The organism is Stenotrophomonas maltophilia group sp. P373 (genome assembly GCF_053295075.1).
In genome coordinates this window covers 448815-471028 of the sequence record NZ_CM129994.1, presented here as the reverse complement: position 1 = coordinate 471028, position 22214 = coordinate 448815, and the positions used below count along the sequence as shown (strand labels likewise).

General features: G+C 61.8%; 21 protein-coding genes. 11 read left to right on the top strand and 10 right to left on the bottom strand.

Translation table 11 applies throughout. The annotated features are described in order from the left end of the window. Positions 1–34 precede the first annotated feature (34 nt). The 3 genes from ACSYHF_RS02165 (at position 35) to ACSYHF_RS02155 (ending at position 2102) form a co-directional block, all read left to right on the top strand. The gene (locus tag ACSYHF_RS02165) at positions 35–400 is read left to right on the top strand and encodes a hypothetical protein (protein WP_111201457.1); all 366 of its coding nucleotides are present in this window, start codon (positions 35–37) and stop codon (positions 398–400) included. A 417-nt stretch (positions 401–817) separates the two neighbouring features. Further along, positions 818–1195 (top strand): hypothetical protein, encoded by a 378-nt coding sequence (locus ACSYHF_RS02160; protein WP_111201467.1) that lies wholly within the window; start codon positions 818–820, stop codon positions 1193–1195. Then, a complete protein-coding gene (locus ACSYHF_RS02155; protein WP_425604418.1) occupies positions 1176–2102 on the top strand; it encodes a class I SAM-dependent methyltransferase in 927 nt (308 codons plus the stop codon). The genes ACSYHF_RS02160 and ACSYHF_RS02155 overlap by 20 nt, the downstream gene beginning before the upstream one ends. Before the next feature lie 3 nt (positions 2103–2105). Here ACSYHF_RS02155 and ACSYHF_RS02150 read toward each other — a convergent pair whose 3' ends face one another. After that, positions 2106–3074, bottom strand: a complete 969-nt coding sequence (locus ACSYHF_RS02150) for a polysaccharide deacetylase family protein (RefSeq protein ID WP_338167780.1) — start codon at positions 3072–3074, stop codon at positions 2106–2108. Between the two features lie 103 nt (positions 3075–3177). After that, positions 3178–3837, bottom strand: a complete 660-nt coding sequence (locus ACSYHF_RS02145; protein WP_111174674.1) for a hypothetical protein — start codon at positions 3835–3837, stop codon at positions 3178–3180. 134 nt (positions 3838–3971) lie between these two features. Between ACSYHF_RS02145 and ACSYHF_RS02140 the strand changes: the two genes are divergently transcribed. Further along, positions 3972–4652, top strand: a complete 681-nt coding sequence (locus tag ACSYHF_RS02140) for a hypothetical protein (protein WP_329845821.1) — start codon at positions 3972–3974, stop codon at positions 4650–4652. A gap of 110 nt (positions 4653–4762) precedes the next feature. Here ACSYHF_RS02140 and ACSYHF_RS02135 read toward each other — a convergent pair whose 3' ends face one another. Then, entirely contained in the window at positions 4763–4936 is a 174-nt protein-coding gene (locus ACSYHF_RS02135; protein ID WP_005415066.1) for a hypothetical protein, read from the bottom strand. A 9-nt stretch (positions 4937–4945) separates the two neighbouring features. Continuing rightward, complete coding sequence (locus tag ACSYHF_RS02130) at positions 4946–5755, bottom strand: alpha/beta fold hydrolase (protein WP_447576052.1); 810 nt, start codon at positions 5753–5755, stop codon at positions 4946–4948. A gap of 227 nt (positions 5756–5982) precedes the next feature. On the opposite strand from ACSYHF_RS02130, the gene ACSYHF_RS02125 reads away from it, so the two are divergent. Both ACSYHF_RS02125 and ACSYHF_RS02120 read left to right on the top strand, forming a co-directional pair. Continuing rightward, positions 5983–6462 (top strand): nuclear transport factor 2 family protein, encoded by a 480-nt coding sequence (locus ACSYHF_RS02125; protein ID WP_065186644.1) that lies wholly within the window; start codon positions 5983–5985, stop codon positions 6460–6462. Positions 6463–6537: 75 nt separating this feature from the next. Then, complete coding sequence (locus tag ACSYHF_RS02120; protein ID WP_111174677.1) at positions 6538–6930, top strand: XVIPCD domain-containing protein; 393 nt, start codon at positions 6538–6540, stop codon at positions 6928–6930. A 68-nt stretch (positions 6931–6998) separates the two neighbouring features. Here ACSYHF_RS02120 and ACSYHF_RS02115 read toward each other — a convergent pair whose 3' ends face one another. The 4 genes from ACSYHF_RS02115 to ACSYHF_RS02100 form a co-directional block, all read right to left on the bottom strand. Then, positions 6999–8144, bottom strand: a complete 1146-nt coding sequence (locus ACSYHF_RS02115; protein WP_447576051.1) for a YncE family protein — start codon at positions 8142–8144, stop codon at positions 6999–7001. 186 nt (positions 8145–8330) lie between these two features. Further along, positions 8331–9344, bottom strand: coding sequence for an XVIPCD domain-containing protein (locus tag ACSYHF_RS02110; protein ID WP_447576050.1), 1014 nt, complete (start codon positions 9342–9344; stop codon positions 8331–8333). 2 nt (positions 9345–9346) lie between these two features. Further along, complete coding sequence (locus ACSYHF_RS02105) at positions 9347–9982, bottom strand: hypothetical protein (RefSeq protein WP_262089972.1); 636 nt, start codon at positions 9980–9982, stop codon at positions 9347–9349. Then, on the bottom strand, positions 9979–10905 hold the full coding sequence (locus tag ACSYHF_RS02100) for an XVIPCD domain-containing protein (RefSeq protein ID WP_447576049.1): 927 nt from the start codon (positions 10903–10905) through the stop codon (positions 9979–9981). Before ACSYHF_RS02100 ends, ACSYHF_RS02105 begins: the two co-directional genes overlap by 4 nt. 215 nt (positions 10906–11120) lie before the next feature. On the opposite strand from ACSYHF_RS02100, the gene ACSYHF_RS02095 reads away from it, so the two are divergent. From ACSYHF_RS02095 to ACSYHF_RS02075, 5 genes are all read left to right on the top strand, one after another. Beyond that, a complete protein-coding gene (locus tag ACSYHF_RS02095) occupies positions 11121–11990 on the top strand; it encodes a hypothetical protein (RefSeq protein WP_447576048.1) in 870 nt (289 codons plus the stop codon). Between the two features lie 21 nt (positions 11991–12011). Further along, positions 12012–13337, top strand: a complete 1326-nt coding sequence (locus ACSYHF_RS02090) for an XVIPCD domain-containing protein (protein ID WP_164229685.1) — start codon at positions 12012–12014, stop codon at positions 13335–13337. A 91-nt stretch (positions 13338–13428) separates the two neighbouring features. After that, the gene (locus ACSYHF_RS02085) at positions 13429–13644 is read left to right on the top strand and encodes a hypothetical protein (protein WP_171956375.1); all 216 of its coding nucleotides are present in this window, start codon (positions 13429–13431) and stop codon (positions 13642–13644) included. A gap of 484 nt (positions 13645–14128) precedes the next feature. Beyond that, positions 14129–14497, top strand: a complete 369-nt coding sequence (locus tag ACSYHF_RS02080) for a hypothetical protein (RefSeq protein ID WP_171956374.1) — start codon at positions 14129–14131, stop codon at positions 14495–14497. Between the two features lie 623 nt (positions 14498–15120). Continuing rightward, a complete protein-coding gene (locus tag ACSYHF_RS02075; protein WP_171956373.1) occupies positions 15121–16005 on the top strand; it encodes an HNH endonuclease in 885 nt (294 codons plus the stop codon). 260 nt (positions 16006–16265) lie between these two features. On the opposite strand, the gene ACSYHF_RS02070 is transcribed toward ACSYHF_RS02075, so the two are convergent. Next, on the bottom strand, positions 16266–19250 hold the full coding sequence (locus tag ACSYHF_RS02070; RefSeq protein WP_447576419.1) for an RNA-directed DNA polymerase: 2985 nt from the start codon (positions 19248–19250) through the stop codon (positions 16266–16268). Between the two features lie 69 nt (positions 19251–19319). After that, positions 19320–22007: a pyruvate dehydrogenase (acetyl-transferring), homodimeric type gene (aceE, locus tag ACSYHF_RS02065; RefSeq protein ID WP_012478970.1), complete on the bottom strand. Its 2688-nt coding sequence runs from the start codon at positions 22005–22007 to the stop codon at positions 19320–19322. Between the last annotated feature and the right edge of the window lie 207 nt (positions 22008–22214).

Sequence of the window (22214 nt, the reverse complement as noted above, 5' to 3'; positions counted from 1 at the left end):
CATCAGCTCTCCATCCCAAAAGAGGAGCTGAGACATGAAGTTGAAGCAATTCGCCTTTTTGATAGCGGCCTTTCTGCCCGCGACCGCCATTGGCGCTAGCGAGCGCCTAAGCATAGATGTCGTAGTCGCGAATCCAGACGGAAGTGTCAGCGTAGATAGGACAAGCAGCTGGCCAGACTTCAATGGCGGCATCCTGGACGTGACACAGCGCCTGAAACAAGATGATTTTGGGAGACTTAGCTATCGCTATGAAGACCAGAGTAGAGCCACGCAGCTCTATCACCAAGCCTATTGCGAGTCGGTGGAAATGACACCCTCAAGCGGGACCATGACGTTGTCGGGTCCCTCCACCGGCTGGTCTTGCTACAGCGATGATCCCGCGCCCCTGCCGACCCTGTGAAAAGTATTGATTGGGCAACGGCGACTGCACCAAGTGGTCGGGTACCCGTTGGTCAGAATATCTTTCCCATTGGGAGCGGGAGTTGGGAGAGCTCTATTGGCGGCATGAGACGTTCAACCCTCAGCGTGGACAATGGACGCTGTATTGCACAGGAAATCGACCACTACGCTGGGCCGTTCAGAGGCAGAACCCAGTTTGGCGTCAATTGCTATTTTTCGCAGTCCAAGTTTGCAAACACCATGATGGAGACCTGCATCCCCAAGCAATGTGCCACCAATAGAGGGACGATCTTCGCTCAATAGCTCCTAGAGGGAGATGCCCATGCCCAAAGGCAGGGCATTTCTCGTCCATGCATCAACGCCATCTACTCACTGGCAAAGGACTGACGAAATGACATTCAGTCTTGGATATTGGAACATGCTGCCCCTCCTGCTGATGGCCGGTGCAATACAGTCTCAGGGGGCCTATGACGAAGTCCGGCAGCTGCCCGATGGCCAGACTCTGATCATGCGCACCCTGGACTGGGATCTCGGTGATGGTCGCCATGAGCGCGTTACCGTGCATTGGCTGCTGCAGGAGGACGGCCGCATGCGCTACGACTTCGATCGGCAGCCACCGCAAACCCAGGAGGCCCATCGTCGATCGTGCGCGCGGCAGGGCATGCAGCCGTCGCGTGGCGTCGGCATGATCGCGGGGGAAGGGACCACACACGGTTACAGCTGCACCAGCGCTAGCGTCGGGCCCACGCCCGACGCCTCCCTGCCTGCATCCACGCATGGCGTGGACCTGCTTTGACATCGGCTTGGCTCTACAACAGCTGCGGTACCATGCCCTCCCCCGAACCGCCCCGGTACCCGCCGTGCCCCATTACACCGGCCCCCTGCTGACCCGCGACAGCGCCGATACCCTGCGCCGTGCCCATGACAAGGGCGCCGCCGACTGGCAGGGATCGCTTGACCTCGGCCGCAGCCAGGACAGCGTGGCGCTGGATGCGGACGGCTTCCACTTCCGGGGCCAGCCCTACCCTTGGCCGGGCAAGCTGAAGGACCGCACGCTGTACTACTGGGATGGCGAGGAATTCGCGCCGATCTCGCGCTACAGCGGCTCGCTGATCAAGCTGGTGCCCACCGAATGGGGCGCACCGACCTTCGAGATCGACGGCATCAAGATGCTGCCGACCTCGAAGCTGTCGCCGTTCGAGGATGCACGCCGCAAGGTGGAGCTGGTCGCCCCGCCCGGCAAGGTCATCCTCGATACCTGCGGTGGCCTGGGCTACTTCGCCGCCTGCGCGCTGGAGGCCGGTGTCGGCCAGATCCGTTCATTCGAGAAGAACGCCGATGTGATGTGGCTGCGCACGCTCAACCCGTGGTCGCCGGATCCAGACTCGGCTGCCGCCGGTGGTCGCCTGCAGTTCAGCCACGGTGACGTCTCGCAGCAGATCGAACGGGTGGCCAGCAACAGTGTCGACGCAATCCTGCACGACCCACCGCGCTTCGGCATCGCCGGCGAGCTGTACTCGCAGGTGTTCTACGACCACCTCGCCCGCGTCATCCGCAAGGGCGGTCGCCTGTTCCATTACACCGGCGCGCCGAACAAGCTGACCAGCGGCCGCGACGTGCCGCGTGAAGTGGCCAAACGCCTGGAAAAGGCTGGTTTCAAGGCGGAACTGGCGCTCGACGGCGTGCTGGCCGTCAAGCGCTGAGCCTCACTCCGAATCAACCTTGGCCAGCTTCATCACCCACGCCGGCACCTCCGGTTCGCCGGCGTAGAAGTCCTTCGGCTTGTTCTCCGCCATCGCCCAGCGATGCAGCCAGCTCGGGCCATAGCGGCCGTTGTAGCCTTCCGCACCCCGCGCATACGCCGGGTCACGCATCGCTTCGTCCAGTGAAATGAAGCGATAGCCGCGGCGCTTCGTGGCCGCCACCAGTTCGGCAAAGGTGGCCGCATTGAGCTCGTTGGCGTGCATCAGCCACACCTGCGGCAGCGCGTACCCCAGCAGCGCCTGCGACTGCTTCTCGTAGTAATCCAGCTTGTTCAGCATGTACGGCACGTAGCCCTTGCGCAGCTGCGCCAGCGTCGCGTCACGCGCCGGCGAATCCGCCTGCTCGTTCATCACGTTGGCATAGGCGAACGCCCACACCCATTCCCCGTTGTCCACCGTCACCGGTGCCACGCGATAGCCATGCTGCTTGAAGAACGCCTCCATCTGCACGCGCTCATCTGCGGTGCGCCCGGCGCGCAGGTAGGGGTGGCGCATCCACTGTGGCGCCTGCCCCTTCTCGGCCAGCAGCGGCCGCAGCACCGTTTCGCCGCGCAGGAAATCCTGCTGGAACGCCGCCACGCCCTTCGCATTCAGATCCATGTGCGAGTACGTGTGGTTGCCCAGCACATAACCCGCATCGCGCCAGTCGCGCAGCATCTGCACCCGCGCCGGCTGCACCTGTCCATTCACCTCAAGCTTGTTCTCATTGACGAAGCCCACCACCGGCACGCCGGCCTCGCGCAGCTGGGCCATCAACGCTTCGTGCCACGCCTGCAGATCCGGCGGCACGATCTGGTCCAGCCGTGCCCATGGCAGATCATCGATGGTCACCGCGATACGACGGTCCACCTCGGCGGCGTGTACGGCCAGCGAACACAGCAACAACGGCAACGCACGCAGCAACAAGCGCATCGGGTCTTCCCTGGAGTGGCGAGGCGTCGACTGTAGCGCGATTGCCGCGCGCCGCCGAGCGTGTGCCCTGCATGTCTCGGATCCGGTCAGCCGCGGAGGCCCGTCAGGCCACTGCCGATCGTGCCACCCGGGCCCGCACGATCGCCCGCCACAGGGAGATGCCGCCCACCATCGTCGCCATCAACAACGCCACCAGCACCAGCGCCAGGTCGTCCGGATTGCGCATCAGCGTTGCGTTCTCACGCGTCAGGATGTGGAACACCACGGACTGCGCCTGCACCAGCGGGGTATCGCCCTCCGCCCCCAGGTCCATCAGGCATGCCGTGGGTGACAAGCGCGCCACGCTGTTCCATGCGTTCTCGTACAGGTGCAGCGTCCACCCGGCCAAGCACAGTGCGCCGCCATGCAGCAGCAGCAGCGCCACGTTCGCCGTGCGCAGCCCATCGCGCAGCCACAGCGCGCGGCTCGCGCACACCGCCATCGCACCCAGCAGCGCCAGCACGATGCCCGCCAATGGAATCCAGCTCAATGGCTGCCAGTCGTCCAATGCACCGGCGCGCGCCATCACCTGTTCGGCCATCTGCAACCGCGCCTGCTCATCCGGGCCACCGCACGCCGCGGTGATCGGCTCCAGCAGCAGGTCGACGCGGCAATGGAAGAATCCGGAAGCCAGTGCAACGGACAGCAACGCGACCAGCTGCAGCATCAGCAGGATCGGCCCCTGCCCACAGATGCGGCGGATTCGGGAGGTGGCAGCGCTCATCGGTTCATCCATGACAGCAAAGAGCCATCCTAACCAAGCAGTTCGCACGTGTCGGCTGGCGGATGCGACACACACTACGCAGCGCCGTTACGATGGCACAGTTGTTTGAATGCGAATTTTCGTTGGTGTTCCCGATGGTGATGCTGTACCTGATCGTACGAACGCTGCTGCCCCTGCTGGCATTCGTGCTCGCGTGGTACCTGCTCGCGCGCCTGATCGACGCGCGCGTCGCCCGGCTGCCACGCGTCCCGTTGAACCTGCCGGCGCACAGCAGCAGCCCGCGCAGGAAGGATCGGCGCATCTACGCGCGCAAGCTGCGGCGCAAGCCGGGGCTGCGCACGGCGACCCGCGCCGCCGCCGCGCCGCGCAGTTGGCGCTTCGCCGCAGCTGTCCTGTCGATAGGCGTGCTGGCCGCCACTGTGGTCGCCATCCCCGATGGCGCGCGCTTCCAGGTGTTGGTGGGCAATGTCATTGGCTACCCGGGAACGATCATCGAGGTGCGGGTTCCCGCAGCAGCACAGCCTGTCGTGCTGCAGGCATGGCGCCCTGTACTGGCACACCTGGGAAGGCCCGTGGCGATGCGCTATCCGATTGCTCGCACCGGCGGCGAGCATGAAGCCCATGCGGTGGTGCCCACCCAGATCCGTCAGCAGGGCGACCAGCTGCAGGTGGCCATCGCGCTGCCGGTGGACAGCGACGTACTGCGTGCCGAACTGGCGCGACAGGCAGGATTGCCGGTCGAGGCGATCAACGTGCAGAGGCGCGACGTAGCGCCATGGCGGGAGTCGGGCTGGCGGCCACTGCCCGGCCCGTAGCGCCGAGACCATGCTCGGCGGCCCTTTGCCCCTTCCCCGGAAGGCACGCGCTGCGCGCGCCAGCCGAGCATCGGCTCGGCTCTACATCAAGCCCACACCCAACCTGTGAATCACGACCCACGCGGCAGCTTCGCCGCCCACATGTTGTCCACCAGGTTCGGATAGCGCCGCCCGTTCTCCTCCGCCCGCTGCCGCGCCGCGGCCTTCTGCGCATCCGACAGCGGTTGCGACGTCTGGCCCTTGGGGTTGGGCTTCTTCCACGGGGGTGTTCTGGTCTGGCGCATGGCCGCAGCTTAGCGCTTCAGGAAGTTCAGCAGGGCCAGATTGAAGCGGTCGGCGTGGCTGGTGTTGCAGCCATGTGGCGCGCCTTCCAGGATCACCACTTCGCTGCCCTTGATGGCCTTGTGGGTACGCTGCCCAGAGCCCTCGAACGGCACGATGGCGTCACTGTCGCCGTGCAGGATCAAGGTCGGCACCGTGATCTTCTTCAGGTCATCCCGGAAATCGGTCGTGGCGAACGCCTTCATGCAGCCCAGCGCCGCCGCCTGGTCGGATTGATGGCACAGCGCGATCGCCGCCTGGCGCGTCTCCTCGGTGACCATCAACTGGCCGTTGGCGCTGAAGAAGTCGCGGGTGAAGCCATCGAAGAACGCTTCGCGGTCCTTCTCCAATCCGCTGCGCATTTCATCGGCCTTGGCCTGGGTCAGTGGCCCCTGCGGATTGTCGTCGCTGCGCAGCAGGAACGGCGGCACAGCGGCCGCGAACACCACACTGTGCAGGCGATCCTGGCCATGGTTGGCCACGTAGCGCGCCACCTCGCCGCCACCCATCGAGAAACCGACCAGGGTGGCGTCGCGCAGGTCACGTTCCTCGATCAACCCCGCCAGGTCCGCCGCCAGCGTGTCGTAGTCATAACCTTCGGCCGGCTTGTCAGAGCGGCCAAAGCCACGCCGGTCGTAGCTGATCACCCGATACTGGGCGTCGCGCAGGATCGCCACCTGCGTCTTCCAGGCATCGGCGGACAGCGGCCAGCCGTGGATCAGGATGACCGGGCGGCCATCGCCACCCGTGTCTTCAACGTGCAGGCGGATGGAAGCAGGCATGGGCGCTCCTGTGGAAGGGAAGGAGTGCAGGCTAGTGGCCGTCACCTGTGGCGGCTGTGAGGGAATCCCGGCCGCTCATGACATCCCCTGCACAGGCAACGGCCTCAAAGCTGGAACCGGGCCGCCAATATGGGCATTCATTCCGTGGCAGGGCCGTTTCGTCGGAAGCCGGCTGCAGTGGCCCAAACGCCATGCGAGCCCGCGTGAACCCTCCCTGGAGCCTCACCATGCTGCCGCTCACCCTACCCTTGCTGGCCGCCGGGCTCGTTGCCATGCCAGCGCCCGCCGACACCCTGCGCGTGCAGATCCGCCAGGCCGATACCCAGCTCTTCGCTGCGGCCTTCGAGGCCTGCGATGCCGACAAGGCCGCGGCGATGACGACCGACGACATGGAGTTCTTCCATGACAAGGACGGCAAGTCGGCCAGCAGCCGCGAGGACTTCCGCCACAGCGTGGCCAACCTGTGCAGCAGCGCGCGCGAGGGTGGCTGGCAGCTGCGCCGCGAGCTCGTGGAATCTTCGCTGCAGGTGTTTCCGCTGCACGATGAGCGGGCCCTGGAAATCGGCGACCACCGCTTTTACGAGCGCGGCAAGGACGGCGTGGAACGCTGGACCGGCCAGGCCCGCTTCATCCAGGTCTGGCGCCGCGTGGACGGGCACTGGCTGGCCGAACGGGTGATCAGCTATGACCATCGGCCGGCGGACTGACCTTTCCGGCGCCCTTCACCGGCCGGATCTATACTGGCGGGGTTCACCCCGACCCACCGCTACCGTTCGATCGCCATGGCAGAAATCACCCCCAACCACCCCGACTACGGCCTCAACCAGCAGGTCCGCCAGGGCGTGGCCGCACTGGACGCGCAGCATGGCCGTGCGTTCGACCAGACCAGCGAACGCCTGACCGCCAGCCTGACCGTGCTCGCCCGCGAACAGGGCCTGCAGCAGGTCGACCACGTGCTGGTCAGCAACGCCACGGCCCAGCACCCGGCCGGGCACAACATCTTCGTGGTGCAGGGCGACCCGGCCAATCCGGCGCACCTGCGCGCGATGATGCCGACCGCGGTAGCGGCGCAGACGCCAGTGGAGCAGTCGATGCAGAAGTTGGGGTTGGATGTGCAGCAGCAGGTTGAGGCGCAGGCGCAGGAAATGCAGAACCCCGCGCCGCGGCTGGGGTAAACGCTGCGACATGAAATAGGGGCAGCGCGTTGCGCCCTGCCCCTGCGTTTACAGCCTGTGCACCGCTGTTACAGCTGGATCCGCGCCACGCTCTCGTCAGCGCCCTTGTCATCCTTCTCGCCGTTCTTGATGCTCACGAACAACACGTTGTTCTTCGCATCCAGCGCCAGGCTGTTCGGGTGGGTCGGCACCGTGTAGGTCGCCACCTTCTGGTAGCTGTCACTGTTGTAGGCCGTCACCGTGCCCGCCTCGCGGTTGGTCACGTACAGGCGCTTGCGCGGTGCATCCAGCAGGATACCCAGCGGGCCGGCATCGGTCGGGATGCTGGCCAGTTCCTTGCCGGTGCTGCGGTCGAGCACCAGCACGCGCTGGCCCGGATGCTTGCTGACCAGGCCGCTGCTCTTGGCCTGGTAACCACGCAGGAATTCCGAGCCCTGGTCGGTCACGAACAGGCGCTTGCCGGCCGGATCCAGCGCGATGTTCATCGGCTGCTCGGCGGCGATCCTGTGCTGCGCCACCACCTTGTTCGAATCGGTACCCACCACCACCAAGTCGGCCAGCAGGTTGCTGGTGTAGACGCGCTTGTTGGCCGCATCCAGTGCCAGGCCCGGCGCCTTGGCATTGCCCAGGCCGTCGATGGTGTTGATCACCTTCAGCGTGTTCGTATCGATCACGAACAGCACGCTGCTCACCTCCGGCTGGCTGCTGTGGCCGGTCACGTACAGGCGGTTGGCCGCGCTGTCGACCACCAGCTCGCGCAGGTCATGGGTGTAGGCGGCCTTGCCGTCCTTGCCGGTCTTCTTCTCCATCAGCTGGATGGTGCCGACGGCCTTGTTCTGCGCGGTGTCGACCACGGTCACCGACAGGTCCACGGTGTTGCCCACGTACAGGCGGTTGTGGGCGTCATCCAGCACCACGCCGAAGGCTTTGCGCTCCAGCGGGATGCGGGTTTCCACCGCCAGCGTGGCCGGGTTCAGGCGCAGCACCTGGGCCGGGCCGGCGTCATCGCCGAAACCGCCAGAGGAGGCCACGAACACGGCGTTCTGCTTCAGGCTGTAGGCCAGCTCGTACAGGCCCTTGGCCACGGCCTGGCGCTGTACAGCGGCGGTGGCACTGGCGGCGGGTGCGTTGTCGGCGAACGCGGAGGGCACGCCGAGGCTGAGCGAAACGGCAACGGCCAGCGCGGCCGAGCGGAAGAGAGGAGTACGGAACATGCGAGCGTCCTTGAATGGGCACGGGAAGGTGTCCTGGCTCGCTGGGCCGTACTGCGACGGCCCGCCCCGCATCTGTCTGCGCGGGGTGGGCTGGCTGGGGTTGCGGGGGGAATGGTAGCAGGTGGGGGGCGTGGCGTGCGCCGGCGCGGGCATGGCCAACGCTCGACCTCGATGCTGCGCCCGCCGCTATCCCATCCGTGGGCCGTGGCTCTGCTGAAGCTGCTGCTCCTCCTGCAGGCGCTGCGCGTCTCCCTGCCGCTGATTCTGCTGCAACTGCGCGACCCGATCGAACGAGGCCTCCACCGGTGCCTGCGCAGCCACCTCCGCCGGCATGCTGGCGCGATGGTGTGCCGGGTCACTGCGGTCCCCCTGCACGATGAACAGCTGCGGTGCGGTATCACCGCGCTGCTCGCCCAGCACCACCTCGTCCACGCGCGAGAACTGCTGCTCCTTCGATAGCGCGAGCAGGCTGGCACTGACATTGCCGTTGCGCGCCCCGAAAGCGCCGAGGTCGGCCACCTGCTGGTGGATCTGGTTGAGGCGGGCATGATCGTCGTGCGCCGGGTCTGCGGGCGTGCCGCTTGCCGCGAGCGTACTGTTGCCGCGCCACTGCTCGCCGTTCTCGGTGAACATCCGCTCGCGGAAGGTCTGCTTCGGCATCGGGTTCCACTGCACCTTGTCCAGCTCGCTGCCCTTCACCTGCTGCGGAATGGCGTTGACCGCGCGGATGTTGTCCAGGACCCTGGTAGCGCCCTCGTAGTTGGTGATCTCCCCGGCCAGCCCGACCGGGCGCAGCCCAGCGTGGTTCAGGGCACCCCAAGCGAAATCGGTGCAGGCGTTGGAGAAGAAGTCGTACTCCATGTCGAAGCCGTGCTTCTTCGGGTCTGCCGAGAACTCGAGGATGCGGTCGTACTGCTCCTTGCTGATCTCGATCGTGCGCTCGAAGCGGGGCTTGTCGTAGACCAACACATCCATGTCATCGACTTTGCCCCTGTTCGGCTCGTCCTTGGTGCCTGCGTGGGTGAAACCCATGCTCTCCGGGAAGGGTTCACCCGAACGGCGCAGCGACAGGAACATGTGCCCCGCGAACGATGGCTCCAGCAGAAACCTGTTTCCCTCAGCATCACGGCCGTAGCGCGGCGTGCCGGGGGCCGCCAGATGAATGGTTACGCTGTAGCGTTCGGCATCGTCCTTGTGCATGTCTACTTTCCTAGTGATTGGTAGCCAACGATCAGTTCTGCTTTCAGGCCTTCCAACCGGGGCCGATCCTCCACAAGGTCCACCCGCAGAACGTAGCGCCCGGGTGCAATGCCTCCGACCTGCGCCAACTGCAACGTGCGATAGAGCACCTCTTCAGAGTACAACCCGGCCTCGGCCAAGCTGTTGATGTCCACGCTCCCCGTCGTCAGGTCTGTTACCACGCCATCCTCCCCGATTTTCTGAGAATCGCGTCCATCGCGAGTACGCTGCCAGAGCTGCACAGGACCAGGTGCACCGCCATCAATACGCTCCAGGCGCAGCCGCGTTGGCAGCCGTCCGTGAGTGATCTTCTCCGAAGCATCCAGCAGCCGTCGCGCATCGGTATCCTGCAGCCGCAACCCGATGTTCAGGATCGGAATGGCCGGCTTCTGGGGCGCCGGCAAATCAAACGTGACCTCGGCAATCCGACCGGCCTTCTGCAACTGCACGGCCCGCGTGAGCGGCACAACCGTGCGGGCCTCGGCCTGTGCGCGCGTCAGCAGGGACGGCGCAACCTCAGGCGCTGGTGACGCACGGCATGCCGCCAGCGCGCCCAGCACCGCCAGTACCACCAGCCCCCGCCGCAGTGGCCGCGTCATTGCTCCTTCAACCGCAGCGAATCGGCCACATCGGTCTTGGCAGCCACTTCGGTGGCAATGCTGGCGCGACGGTGCCCCGGGTCGTTGCGGTCCCCCTGCACGATGAAGATGCTCTCGGCGGCATGGCTGTTTTGGGTCGGCCGACTGAGCAGCACGTGGTCCACGCGCGAGAGGTTGTTCTGCTTGGCCAGCACCAGCAGGCTGGCGCTGATGCGCTGGCTGGCCGCATCGAACGGGCGGCCATGCGCGGCATCCAGTTCAGCTACCTTCTGGATCAGCTGCGAGAACAGGCGATGGTCCGGATGCGAAGGGTCCAGCAGCGTGCCGGCCACTTCAATCGGCGTCGGCGGCGGCTCATCGCTGGCGCGGTCGCTCTGGCGATGATGCTCGGCCTCGCGCTCGGGCATCGCATGATGGGTTTCGTCATTCAGGTCGCTGCCCGGGAACGGCGCGGCGATGCACTGGATCTCAGGCAGGTTGAACAGCACCGCGAACTCGCCCAGGTTGCTGCCCCCATCCAGCGGCGCCGGCAGCGGATGCAGGCCGGCGTAGTGCAGGGCCGCCCAGACGAAATCGCTGCAGCGATTGATGGTGGCCGGGCGATCCACATCGAATTCGAACTCGGCCGGTTCCTCGGCGAAATCACGCAGGCAGCCGTAGTGCTCCTCGGTGATTTCCAGGGTGCGGCTGTAGTACGGGTCCAGATGCTCGTCGGCATCATCGTGGCGCACCTGCGCGTACTGCACGCCGGTGGGGGTTTCGCCCGGCGCCTGGCGCGGCGGCGCGAAGCCGTAACTGTGGGCCTCGTCGCCCGCGGCCACCTGCAGGTACATATGGCCGCGCGGCGAGATGCCCCCACTTTTCAGCGGGGTGCCGGGCGCGGCCAGATAAACGGTTACGGTGTAGCGTGTTGCCTGCTCCATGCCTGTTCAGCCTTGATGGATGCTGCGGTCCTGGGCGGATGATGGCATAGGTGGGATAGGGGGCAGGTGGAGGAATTGAGGACGCCGATCGCGATTTGCTGAATATGTGAGCCAGCGTGCAGTACTGGACCCGGGCGTGAGCAAGGTCCCGGCAACGACTGGAGCTTGCCATTCCACCGATCTATAGTCGTTCCGGTCATGCAAGGGAATCGCCCATGAGCAGAGCACCGGCTTGCCGGCTTGCCTACTTCGCCCTGGTGGCCGTGCTCAGCACCACCGCCTGCGCGAAGGCCCCATCCAAGGAAAAGGACCCGAACGGAACCCCCATGTCCGAAACCGCAACCAGCCCACGTACGGTGGGCGGACAGACCTACACGACGCAGCCGGTAGAGGCTCGGCTTGGCCCGCACCGCTTCATGTTCCCGGCCAACCTCTACTACAACCAGACGGGCCCCCTGGCCGATGGAGGCGTCATGCTCACGGTGTTCTGGCCGGATTTCGATGCAGCGCCCCCCGGTGATCGCCCGGTGCGCAGCACGCAGGACAGCCGGCGGCAGGTGCTGGTCGAGCTTAGATACATCGATCGCGTTCCCATCCAGAACTATCTGGCGCGTCGGTCCAGTAGTGAAGCCACCAGCGCGCCGGGATCACTGGAGCGGAGGGACCCGGTAGAGAACCTCGCGCTGCGCGTTGCACAACCCGAACGCTGGGGTCTGACGCCGTATGCGATCGACCCATCGTTGATGGCAGCCTATGCAAAGGATTCGGAGGCTGCGCTGGGCAGGCCTTACGTGCACAACCCAGGGATGGAACCAGACTGGTATGTGGCCCGCTCGGCGGAGGGGCAACTGACAACGTTCATCAGCTGCGACCCGGCAGATCGCATTCCTGACGGGCTCACGATTCAGGGCAAGACACTTGAACGCGCTGGCGAAGGCCAGATCGCAATGTGCCGCCATTCCATCGTGGACGTGGGCGACAGCATCGCGATCGAGATGAACTATGCACGCGTCATGCTGAGCGACTGGCAGCGACTGGAAACCAGCGTTCGTGATCTTCTGAGCCGCTATCGCGTTCAGCCGTAAACCGCATCTCAAGGATGAATCATGAGCGGACTTACCGATAAGGACATTCGTGTCCTGTCCTCCTACGCGAAGGAGGGAAACCGCGAGCTGTATTGGAACTATCTCGCGCAGCTTCCCAACAATGATGGCTACGGCCTGCTGGCGTTGGGTGTTGTGCGCAACGACAGCCTCCCCGGACGGGTGGCCAACAGCTTCGCAACCGCCGTTGCCGAGCAGCAGGCCACGCTGTTCGGCAACGAGAAGAACGTAGCGTTCACCGAACGCAGGCAAGAAACCTTCGGCCAGGATCTGATCAGGAACGACCTGGCGGAGCGCAAAAGTTGGATGGAGGCCGGCAGGCCTGATCTGGCACTCAACCTGCCCTACACCAGCACGCTCAAATCCCACGATGTTTCGTTCGAAAAGAACGACCTCAATGTGAACTGCTGGACGCCACGCTTGCTGCTGGTGTCCACGGAGCACAAACGCGGCGAGCAGGCAGCCGAAAAGGTCTGGCAGAACATGCTGGACAACAGCGCTGCCGGCGCATTCCGTGCCGGCAAGACGGCCGTCAGCGTGCACCTGGATATGCCGCAGCCCGCTGGGCATTTCTACTTCGTTGAGCTGAGCAAGTTCGAGGGCGCGGCCCTCCTCCAGCGCGACGCCGTCGATCCGAACGTGATTGGTACCAGGTTCGACTATCACAGCTACGACCCCAAGGACGGCAGCTGGAACCGCACAGTGGGCGTTCCCCCACTCGATAGAACAACCAAAGAGACCGATCCCGCCGAGATCTCCGCGTTGAACGAGACCCGCGAGGTTCGCTTGGAACGCGAGGCCAAGGCGAAGCAGTTTCATCCTGAAGATCCCTACAGAGAGATCGCCAAGAGCCCGCGCGTGGTGTCTACGCAGGAGCCCGAGCCTCTCTTTACGGAAGGACGCCGCATCGCGGCGATAGAGCCAGGCAGCCCGGACTACGCGCTCCATCAGCAGATTCGCCAGGGCGTCGCTGCACTGGACGAGAAGCACGGCCGCCCCTTCGACGCGACCAGTGAGAACCTCGCCGCCAGCCTGACAGTGAAGGCACGCGAGCAGGGTCTGGAACAGGTGGACCATGTGGTGCTGAGCAACGCCACGGCCAATCTGCCGGCGGGTCACACGATCTTTGTTGTACAAGGCGACCTATCTGACCCCGCCCACCTGCGTGCAGGAATGCCCACTGCCGTGGCTGCACAAACGCCGGTGGCTGAATCGGTGCAGCAACTGGCTGTGGTGGGCGATCAGCGCGAGCTCGCCCGCCAGAATGAGCAGCAGGCGCTGGATGCACGTACGCAGGAACAGCAGAGCCACGCAATGCGCATGGGCTGACCGTCGAGATTGAGGCGGCCTCTCTCGAGGCCAAAGATCGCAGCCTCTGAGACCTCCCCAGGTCATCCTCACCTGCTTCGGGAGGATGACCATGACTAAGATCGATGCCACATGGCTGGAGGCCTTCGACAGGGAGCTACTCTGCCTGTTCGCCATCGACCATCGCGATGCCGGCATGGATGAGTACCTGCTGGGCTGCTATGCAGACCTTCCACCACGCGAGGCGGCGCTGGCGTTCGGCAGCGACTACGACCTGGAGCGCGACGATGCGCTGTGGCCACGGCCGGGCGTGGCGCTGCAAAGTTAAGCCGTGTCGCAATTGGCCAACTTCGGACCTCAGCCATGCGGGCGGATTGTCGCTTTTGAGACCCCGACCCTCTGCAAACCGTGCTTTTCAATGCGCATTCGGGCGGTAACTTAACACCGGCCGAAACCACCGCACCGCAAGGGTTCCGCCACGCGTGCGCCATGCAACAATGCCGTAAGCGTCAGCATTTGCGGCCTCTGCGGCCTACGGTTTCTTGGCATCTCGCAATCATGCGAGTACACCTTGGCGTGCCACCGGAAAAGGGTGGCGCGGGACTCGAAAACCCGTGTTTATGCCAGCTGTATGCGCTTGCCAGCCGACGTCACCTTTTATGTGGCGTCGGCTGGCAATCCGTTCGCGTTCCATGGCGGGCGGTGCGTGGGGGCCTTCGGGCCCGCCGGTCTGGCATTTACCGGTTTTCGAGCCCGCACCGTCCGCCACCTTTATTGGTGGCGCTGCTATCTGTCCTGTACGGAGCATTGCCATGAACACATCGGACTTCCGTTCCCTGCACGCGCAGTACGATCCGGACAACGCCGAACCCGAGCGCGAACCGTCCGTCGATCCAAACGCCTTCGTCGCCACGCTGCGCCGTATCGGCACTGGTGCGGCGGCGGACGGCCAGCCTTGGCCGGAGCGGCATCAACTACCTGGGCGGTGTCTTCAGTTGGCGGATGCGGATTGCGCGCTGGCTGGACTGCGCGTGGTGGCGGAGCTGATGCTGGCTGCGGAGCGGACTCGGCAGAACGGTGCGCCCGAGGAATACTTGGGGGACCGGGTGATGGAAGGGTTGAAGATGGCGTGTGTGGCGTTGACTGCGCAGGTGGCTGAGCGGTTGCACGTGCGGGAGTAACCGCGCTTCGCTACGTACAACGAATGCAACGCGCCGAATCATATGCAAGGTCCGAAGCATTCTCCGCTGTCTGAGCATTTAGCCTCCAACACTGGCCTCACTATGCCGAGCCGGACTTTGCTTGCCCTGACAACGGCAGCGCTATTGGGATTGATCATTGCAGGGACGTACGCGCCGGCCACCGCAATGAGTTTTGAGAACTACCCAAGACTCACCGACTCGGAGTTTGCCTTGTTCCAGGCCGACGCCGAGAACTTTGCCGAAGCGTTGGCTTGCCAAGGCGTCACCATCGGAAAACATGATTCCAGTAGACGCTTCTTTAATATCAGCGTACGCGGCGATGCCGTGCTGTTTGTGGACAACTCTGGGCCGAGTCTTCTGATAGTCACCATGCCTGCGGTCGCAAGCGATGAAATAGAGCTAGAGCGCTGGAAGGATGGTTGGGGCTCACCAGAGAGACGCAGGGGGAACTTGAGCCCACCTGAGAACAGCTGCCCTCCACTCTCGTCCAAATAGCCCCCATTTGCACCCTGCCCCGACTGCCGAATGCGTCAACCAATGACACAAGCAACGTGGTTCTGGCTAGAATCCTGGGCACTTAGCTTCTGGGACAGGGATCTAGGATGGAACTCCCATTCGAGGTGGGCGCGCTCTACAACCGTCAAAAGCAGATCCACGGTGTATTGGGCGGGCAACAGCAGGGCGGCATTTCGACACCAAAGGAGCATCCGCTAGTCATCGCGTTCACTGGCGAGGCCGGCGCGTCTCACGGCTACCATGACTTTTGGGACGACGACGAAGTCTTTCATTACTTCGGCGAGGGTCAAGTCGGAGACATGAAGTATGTGGCGGGCAACCGAGCGATTGGTGAGCACGCCAAGGATGGCAAGACGCTCGTAGTGTTTCAGATGATGGGCAAGGGGCGACCCTACCGGTACCTTGGTAGGTTCATGTGCCTGTCCTCCTACGTTCAACCTGGCACGCCAGATCGAGAAGGGCAGCCTAGATCTGCGATCGTGTTCCGCTTGAGATCACTGGAAGCTTCGCTGGGCCTCGCGGCAAGTGAGACGGATCAAGCTGAGATCGATGACGTCGGCACGACCACTACAAGACGCGAAACCGAAGTGCGGACGAAGCAACGCCTGTTTCGCGAGCGCCTGATCGGCGTTGAAAAGGGTTGCCGACTGACCGGCATTGAGGACCTTAGATTTCTCCGTGCGAGCCACATCAAGCCATGGGCAAATAGCACTCATGATGAGCGTGTTGATGGAGAGAATGGTCTTCTGCTGGCTCCGCATGCGGACCTGCTGTTTGATCGGGGTTGGATTAGCTTTTCGGCGAGCGGTCTCTTACTCGTTTCGAATCGCCTCCCCTCCCATGTACAAGCTTGCCTGGGCCTAAACCTAGACGAATCGGTTCGACGCGGCGCCTTCTCACACCGGCAGCATCGCTTCCTCGAGTTCCACCGTGATGTTGTTTTTTGTATGCATCAAGGCTCGCATACTTAAAAACTCAACCGACGCCGACACACAATGGACGTCCAGTACAGCGATCACATTTTACAAAGTAACCGGTGAACACAGGCCTTTATGCCGGCCTGAGAGAGGCCTTGCCGAACTAAGCCTGGGCCAAATCTTTCGCTCACCACTACGCCCACTCCTTCAACTAGCTTTTCACCCATTCGCCAACATAGATTAATCACGAATAATGAGATGAAAAACAAGGAATCAACTTGGTATTTCCACATATATTATTGCGCACTTCTCGACTACTTCCTAGCGTGCCTCCTAGTCACCGAAGACTTCCGCTCCTTTGAGACCTCGAAGCCAATAGGTAGTGGCTTCCAAGAGCTCTTCTTCTTACCCTTCGAGCTGTGAAATTCCCTGATCCCCTTAACATCCAGTGGCGCGATCACAAAGTAATCCTCATCTCCGCCCCTGACTTGAACCACATCTCTTAAGTAGCTCTCGCTAGCGGGTGCGCGAACTCTGCTGTCACCATATTGCCGACTATTAACCTGAACAACGTAGGCATGAAGATCCTGTGCAGCGGCCTCAACCAGAGATGAGAATGAATTTATATCCTTATTCCATTCAAGAGCAAAAATTGTATCCACATGCCCTTGGAATGACCTTCTATTATCGATATTTGTAAAATCACTGCAGATCAAAACTCCAAAGAAATGGTCGCCGTGACGATAAATTGGGCGAGCCTTTATGACATCAGCCTGCCTCAATGACCTTTTCGCCGCAGCTAATGCGCGTCGCTCCTCGTGCGCGGGAAGCATCTTAGGCTGGATGTACATTACGTGTGAGTCATACCCTGGCCATCGGGTATGCAGCGTTATAAGCGCGTCATTATAGTAGGGACCGCTACGGGCCTCATTCTCGAGCCCTGCCATGAAGGACACCCCGGACCGCGCCAATTTCGAGGAAGCGCTAAAGGCCCAGCGCCGTGGAACAGAAGACTCAGGGAAGACGACGTAGTCAACGCGCTTATCATTTAGAAGTATTTGGTTAATTATTCCATTGAATCTTTTGTAGCGTTCAACGCTTCTATTGGGCTGCCCACCTAGAGCCGATATCCAATCTTCGTTTCTAGTCAGGTAACTAACTATCGCAACACGGATCTTGCCTTTCCCCAACAATGAAGGGACGTTCAGAATTATCTGACTTTCTCGACCGTCTACCAGAGATAGTGATGGAGCGCCGTTCTCTTTCGCCCTCGCACCTCTCAAAGCAAAAATGGAGCTCCGCAGCAGCGTTGGTGAAGATAGTAGATCGGGAGCCACAGCTGTCATCTCGTAAACCGTCAATGGTCTCGTAGCAAAGGCAACTCCTGGCCAATATATCTTTCTGTAATCACGATCCGCGACTTCCGTGAAGCGCCTCAACCCTCCGAGACGCAACGCTCTTTGTACGGAGAGGTCCGAAGGTGCGCGCGGAGATCGGGGGGCTTTAAGGCCAGGCTCATTTATCCACATTTCCTTGTAGGGCCTACGCCCCATGTCGGAAAACAGCAACCTTCTTGATGCATCCTTGAGCGGAGTCAAAGATATTGATGGCGTTTGAATTTCGCTTATCTTCTTAATGCGCCTCATCAACTTCAGATAAGAAGGGGAAAACTTAAACCCCCTAACAGTTGACGATTGCAAGGAGACCTGGAAAATGTTCCTAGCATACAGCCTCAGCATTCCATTTAGCTTTTCATCGCTAAAATTAACAGTATGCCTGATGAGATCAATTACGAAACCGAACTTTCCCAGCAAACTATTCGCTTGTTCAAAATCGCGACAACTAACAGCCACGCCAAAAACACGAACGATATAGCTAAAATAATCAAATATTCCGCTTGGAGTTATAACGTACCGTTCCACCATTTCGTAGAATGTGGTCCTAGTGCGCTTCCAGCTTCCGGAATTTAGATCCCTGGCGTATGCTTCAACGTCACTAAGTAACATTGCAAAGCCCAGTCGCCGCACAGAAACTGCCTCTGCTTTTCTTAGCGCATCCGCCTCAAGACTGGCATCAGATGAAGTCAGAAGCGCTCTAGACAGCATCCCTTCTGTTGTCTCAGGAATCAACGGAAGCAATCTATACTCGCTTGATCGCTGACGTATCTGCTGTTCAATCTGACCAATCAGATCCAGACCGTACTTCCCCGAAACATCAAAAACCTTTTGCTTTTCTTGCGAGAATTCTATCTGGCTGTCACTGAGGTAGCTAGGCTCGAATCGAGTGGTCGAACTCTTACAGTCAAAAATCAGCCCATCACCAAATTTCTCCGCAATCCAGGTGAAGAATTCGCTCGATGACGAGACCCCCTCCGGCTTTTCAACCACGATGAATATGTCATCCACATATCTACCGTAGTACTCAGGAGCTATTGCAGAACTTAGCCGCTGATCGAACTCTGAAAGAGCTACGTTCGCAATAACCTTCGACGCCGATAGTCCTACTGGAAGCGCACCAGCTTTCCTTGAATAATAATCAGGGGTCTGCTCATACCATCCATTCAGGCTGTCAATAAAAAGCCTTGTGAATTTTAACTGATCATCATTCAGAGAGACGTCGACGGCTCGCAAGTAGTCATCACGAAGTAGAAACTCTGGCGATATCCTGTGATAGAACCGCTTCGCATCCATCGTAGCTGCGATCACCGACTTACCCTTCTCGACCGCTCCTCGGATTGCCTTTAGCCCATTTTCTCGCCACGCTTTATAGGCACTAAAGTACGGAGTGAACAGACCCAGCGAGTCTGTGTTCAGCCCTCCCTCTCCGACAGCATCCCTCCAAGAAAGCCTACGCCTAAGTCTATTTCCATAGCTTAGATCTTTATTCAGACTTTCTTCGAAAACATGCCCAGCCTTGAGGATCCAGAGCGCACTGACCACCTGAAATTCAACTGAGGCAGACATTACCAGACGGAAATCGGCCTCGGCGTTATCCCCTGTAGTTAATGCCTTCTGGCGCCACTCCTCACAAGGATCAAGACTCGAAAAATGCGCTGATTGGCTCTTCCAAGATTTAGGTTGCAGAATTCCCTTTGGGGCGAAGAGATAGCCGCCTACTCGAGACTTGTCGGCCCACCACGATCCTGATTTTAGCCTCTTGAGTAGGCGCGTCAGGTTCTTATGTAGATCAGCCTCATATCGAGAAAAGGCAAGTGCGTCAAAATGAATCGCCTCAAAGAAAGCATCTGATTTTGCCTTCTTATACGCAAGATAGAGATCAGAAAGCTCCAAGAATTCCATTTTCACCCCCATCATCCTGTCAGAAAAAAGGGCAGCCTAAGCTGCCCTTTTCAAATCCCTTAAGAGAAATCAAACCCCAACAGGATTAGCCTTCTCCGGATCAATCTTGTACTGCTTGATCGCCCGGGCCACATCCTTCGCGGTCATCTTCCCTTCCTTCGCCAGCGCCGCAATCGCGGCATGCGCGATGTAGTACCGGTCAACCTCAAAGAACCGGCGCAGGTTCGCACGCGTATCCGAACGGCCGAAGCCATCGGTACCCAGCACGGTGTACGACATCGGCACGAACGCACGGATCTGATCCGCATACGCACGCACGTAGTCGGTGGCGGCAATCGCCGGGCCCTGGCGGCCTTCCAGCAGCTCGGTCACGTAGGCCTTGCGCTGCTCACCTTCCGGATGCAGGCGGTTGGCACGCTCCACGTCGAAACCATCGCGACGCAGTTCGTTGAAGCTCGGGCAGCTCCAGATATCGGCGGTCACGCCGAAGTCCTTGTCCAGCAGCTCGGCCGCAGCAATGGCTTCGCGCAGGATGGTGCCCGAACCCAGCAGCTGCACGCGCAGCTCGCCCTTCTTCGGCTTGCCGGCGTCGGTCAGCAGGTACATGCCCTTGACGATGCCTTCGGCCGCGCCTTCCGGCATTTCCGGGTGGGTGTAGTTCTCGTTCATCAGGGTGACGTAGTAATACTCGTCCACCTGATCTTCCATCATGCGCTTGGTGCCGTGCTGCAGGATCACCGTCACTTCGAAGCCGAAGGTCGGGTCGTAGCTGCGCACGTTCGGAATGCCACCGGCCACCAGATGGCTGAAGCCATCTTCGTGCTGCAGGCCTTCACCGTTCAGCGTGGTGCGGCCGGCGGTGCCGCCCAGCAGGAAGCCGCGGGTACGCATGTCCGCCGCCTGCCAGGCGATGTCGCCCACGCGCTGGAAGCCGAACATCGAGTAGTAGATGTAGAACGGCAGCATCGGCACGTTGCTGACCGAGTAGCTGGTACCGGCGGCCATCCACGAGCTGATCGCACCCGGCTCGCTGATGCCCTGCTGCAGCACCTGGCCGCTCTGGTCTTCGCGGTAGAACATCAGCTGGTCGGCGTCGACCGGCTTGTACTTCTGGCCGAACGGCGCGTAGATGCCGATCTGGCGGAACAGGCCTTCCATGCCGAAGGTACGGGCTTCGTCGGCCACGATCGGCACGATGTGCGGGCCCAGTTCCTTGTCACGCAGGGTGATGTTCAGGCTCTGCACGAACGCCATGGTGGTGGAGTAGCTGCGCTCGCCGCTGCTCTTCAGCAGGCGCTCGTAGGCTTCCAGCTTCGGCGCCACGAAGGTCTTGTCGGCCTTGCGGCGGCGCTGCGGCAGGTAACCGCCCAGCGCGGCACGGCGTTCCTGCAGGTACTGCACTTCCGGCGAATCCGGGCCCGGGTGGTAGAACGGCACCTGGCCGTCGGCCAGCTGCGCGTCGGTCACCGGAATGTTGAAGCGGTCGCGGAAGTGGCGCACCGCTTCGTCGTCCAGCTTCTTGGTCTGGTGGGTCGGGTTCAGTGCTTCACCGGCGCTGCCCATGCCGTAACCCTTCACGGTCTTGGCCAGGATGACGGTCGGCATGCCCTTGGTGTTCACGGCCTGGTGGTAGGCGGCGTACACCTTGTGCGGGTCGTGGCCACCACGGTTCAGGCGCCAGATGTCGTCGTCGGAAAGGCCGGCGACCATCGCAGCGGTTTCCGGGTACTTGCCGAAGAAATGCTCGCGCGTATACGCGCCGCCGAAGGCCTTGCAGTTCTGGTATTCGCCGTCGACGGTTTCCATCATCAGCTTCTTCAGGACGCCGTTGGTGTCCTTGGCCAGCAGGGCATCCCAGTAACCGCCCCACAGCAGCTTGATCACGTTCCAGCCGCCGCCACGGAACACGCCTTCCAGTTCCTGGATGATCTTGCCGTTGCCGCGCACCGGGCCATCCAGGCGCTGCAGGTTGCAGTTCACCACGAAGATCAGGTTGTCCAGGCCTTCACGGCCGGCCAGGGCGATGGCACCCAGGGTTTCCGGCTCGTCGCTCTCGCCGTCGCCGATGAAGCACCACACCTTGCGGTCGGACTTCTCGATCAGGCCACGGTTTTCCAGGTAGCGCATGAACTGCGCCTGGTAGATGGCGGCCAGCGGGCCCAGGCCCATCGACACGGTCGGGGTCTGCCAATAGTCCGGCATCAGCCACGGGTGCGGGTACGAGGACAGGCCACCGCCGTCCACTTCCATGCGGAACTTGTCCAGCTGCTCTTCGCTGATGCGGCCTTCCAGGAAGGAACGCGCGTAGATGCCCGGGGCGCTGTGGCCCTGGATGAACAGCAGGTCGCCCGGGTGGTTCTCGCTGGGGGCGCGCCAGAAGTGGTTGAAGCCCACGTCGTACAGGGTGGCGCCGGAGGCGAACGAGGCGATGTGGCCGCCCAGGTCACCCGGCTTGCGGTTGGCGCGCACCACGGTGGCCATCGCGTTCCAGCGGATGATCGAACGGATGCGCCATTCCAGCTCGGCGTTGCCCGGGCTCTTGGCCTCGAACTGCGGTTCGATGGTATTGACGTATTCGGTGGTGGGAGAGAACGGCAGGTAGGCGCCCGAACGACGGGTCAGTTCCACCATGCCTTCCAGCAGCTGATGCGCGCGCTCGGAGCCCTCGACATCAATAACGGCCTTCAACGACTCGATCCACTCCTGGGTTTCCACAGGATTCGGGTCGTTGTTCAGCACCTCGTTCAACCAGTTCATTAGCGCTCCCATAACCGCACGCACGCGCGCGACTGTTGTATAGATTTCTAGACCGCAAAGTGTAGCGCACCAAGGGCTTTCGTCACTTGGCTACGCTGGCGTATGGATGCAACCGGCCAGTGTCCGCAAGGGGCTTGCCGGGCCCGCTGATGGCCCTGCGGCGGGCCTTGGCGGCGGCGCGGGCTGTCGCTTGCGGGCCGCTGCGCC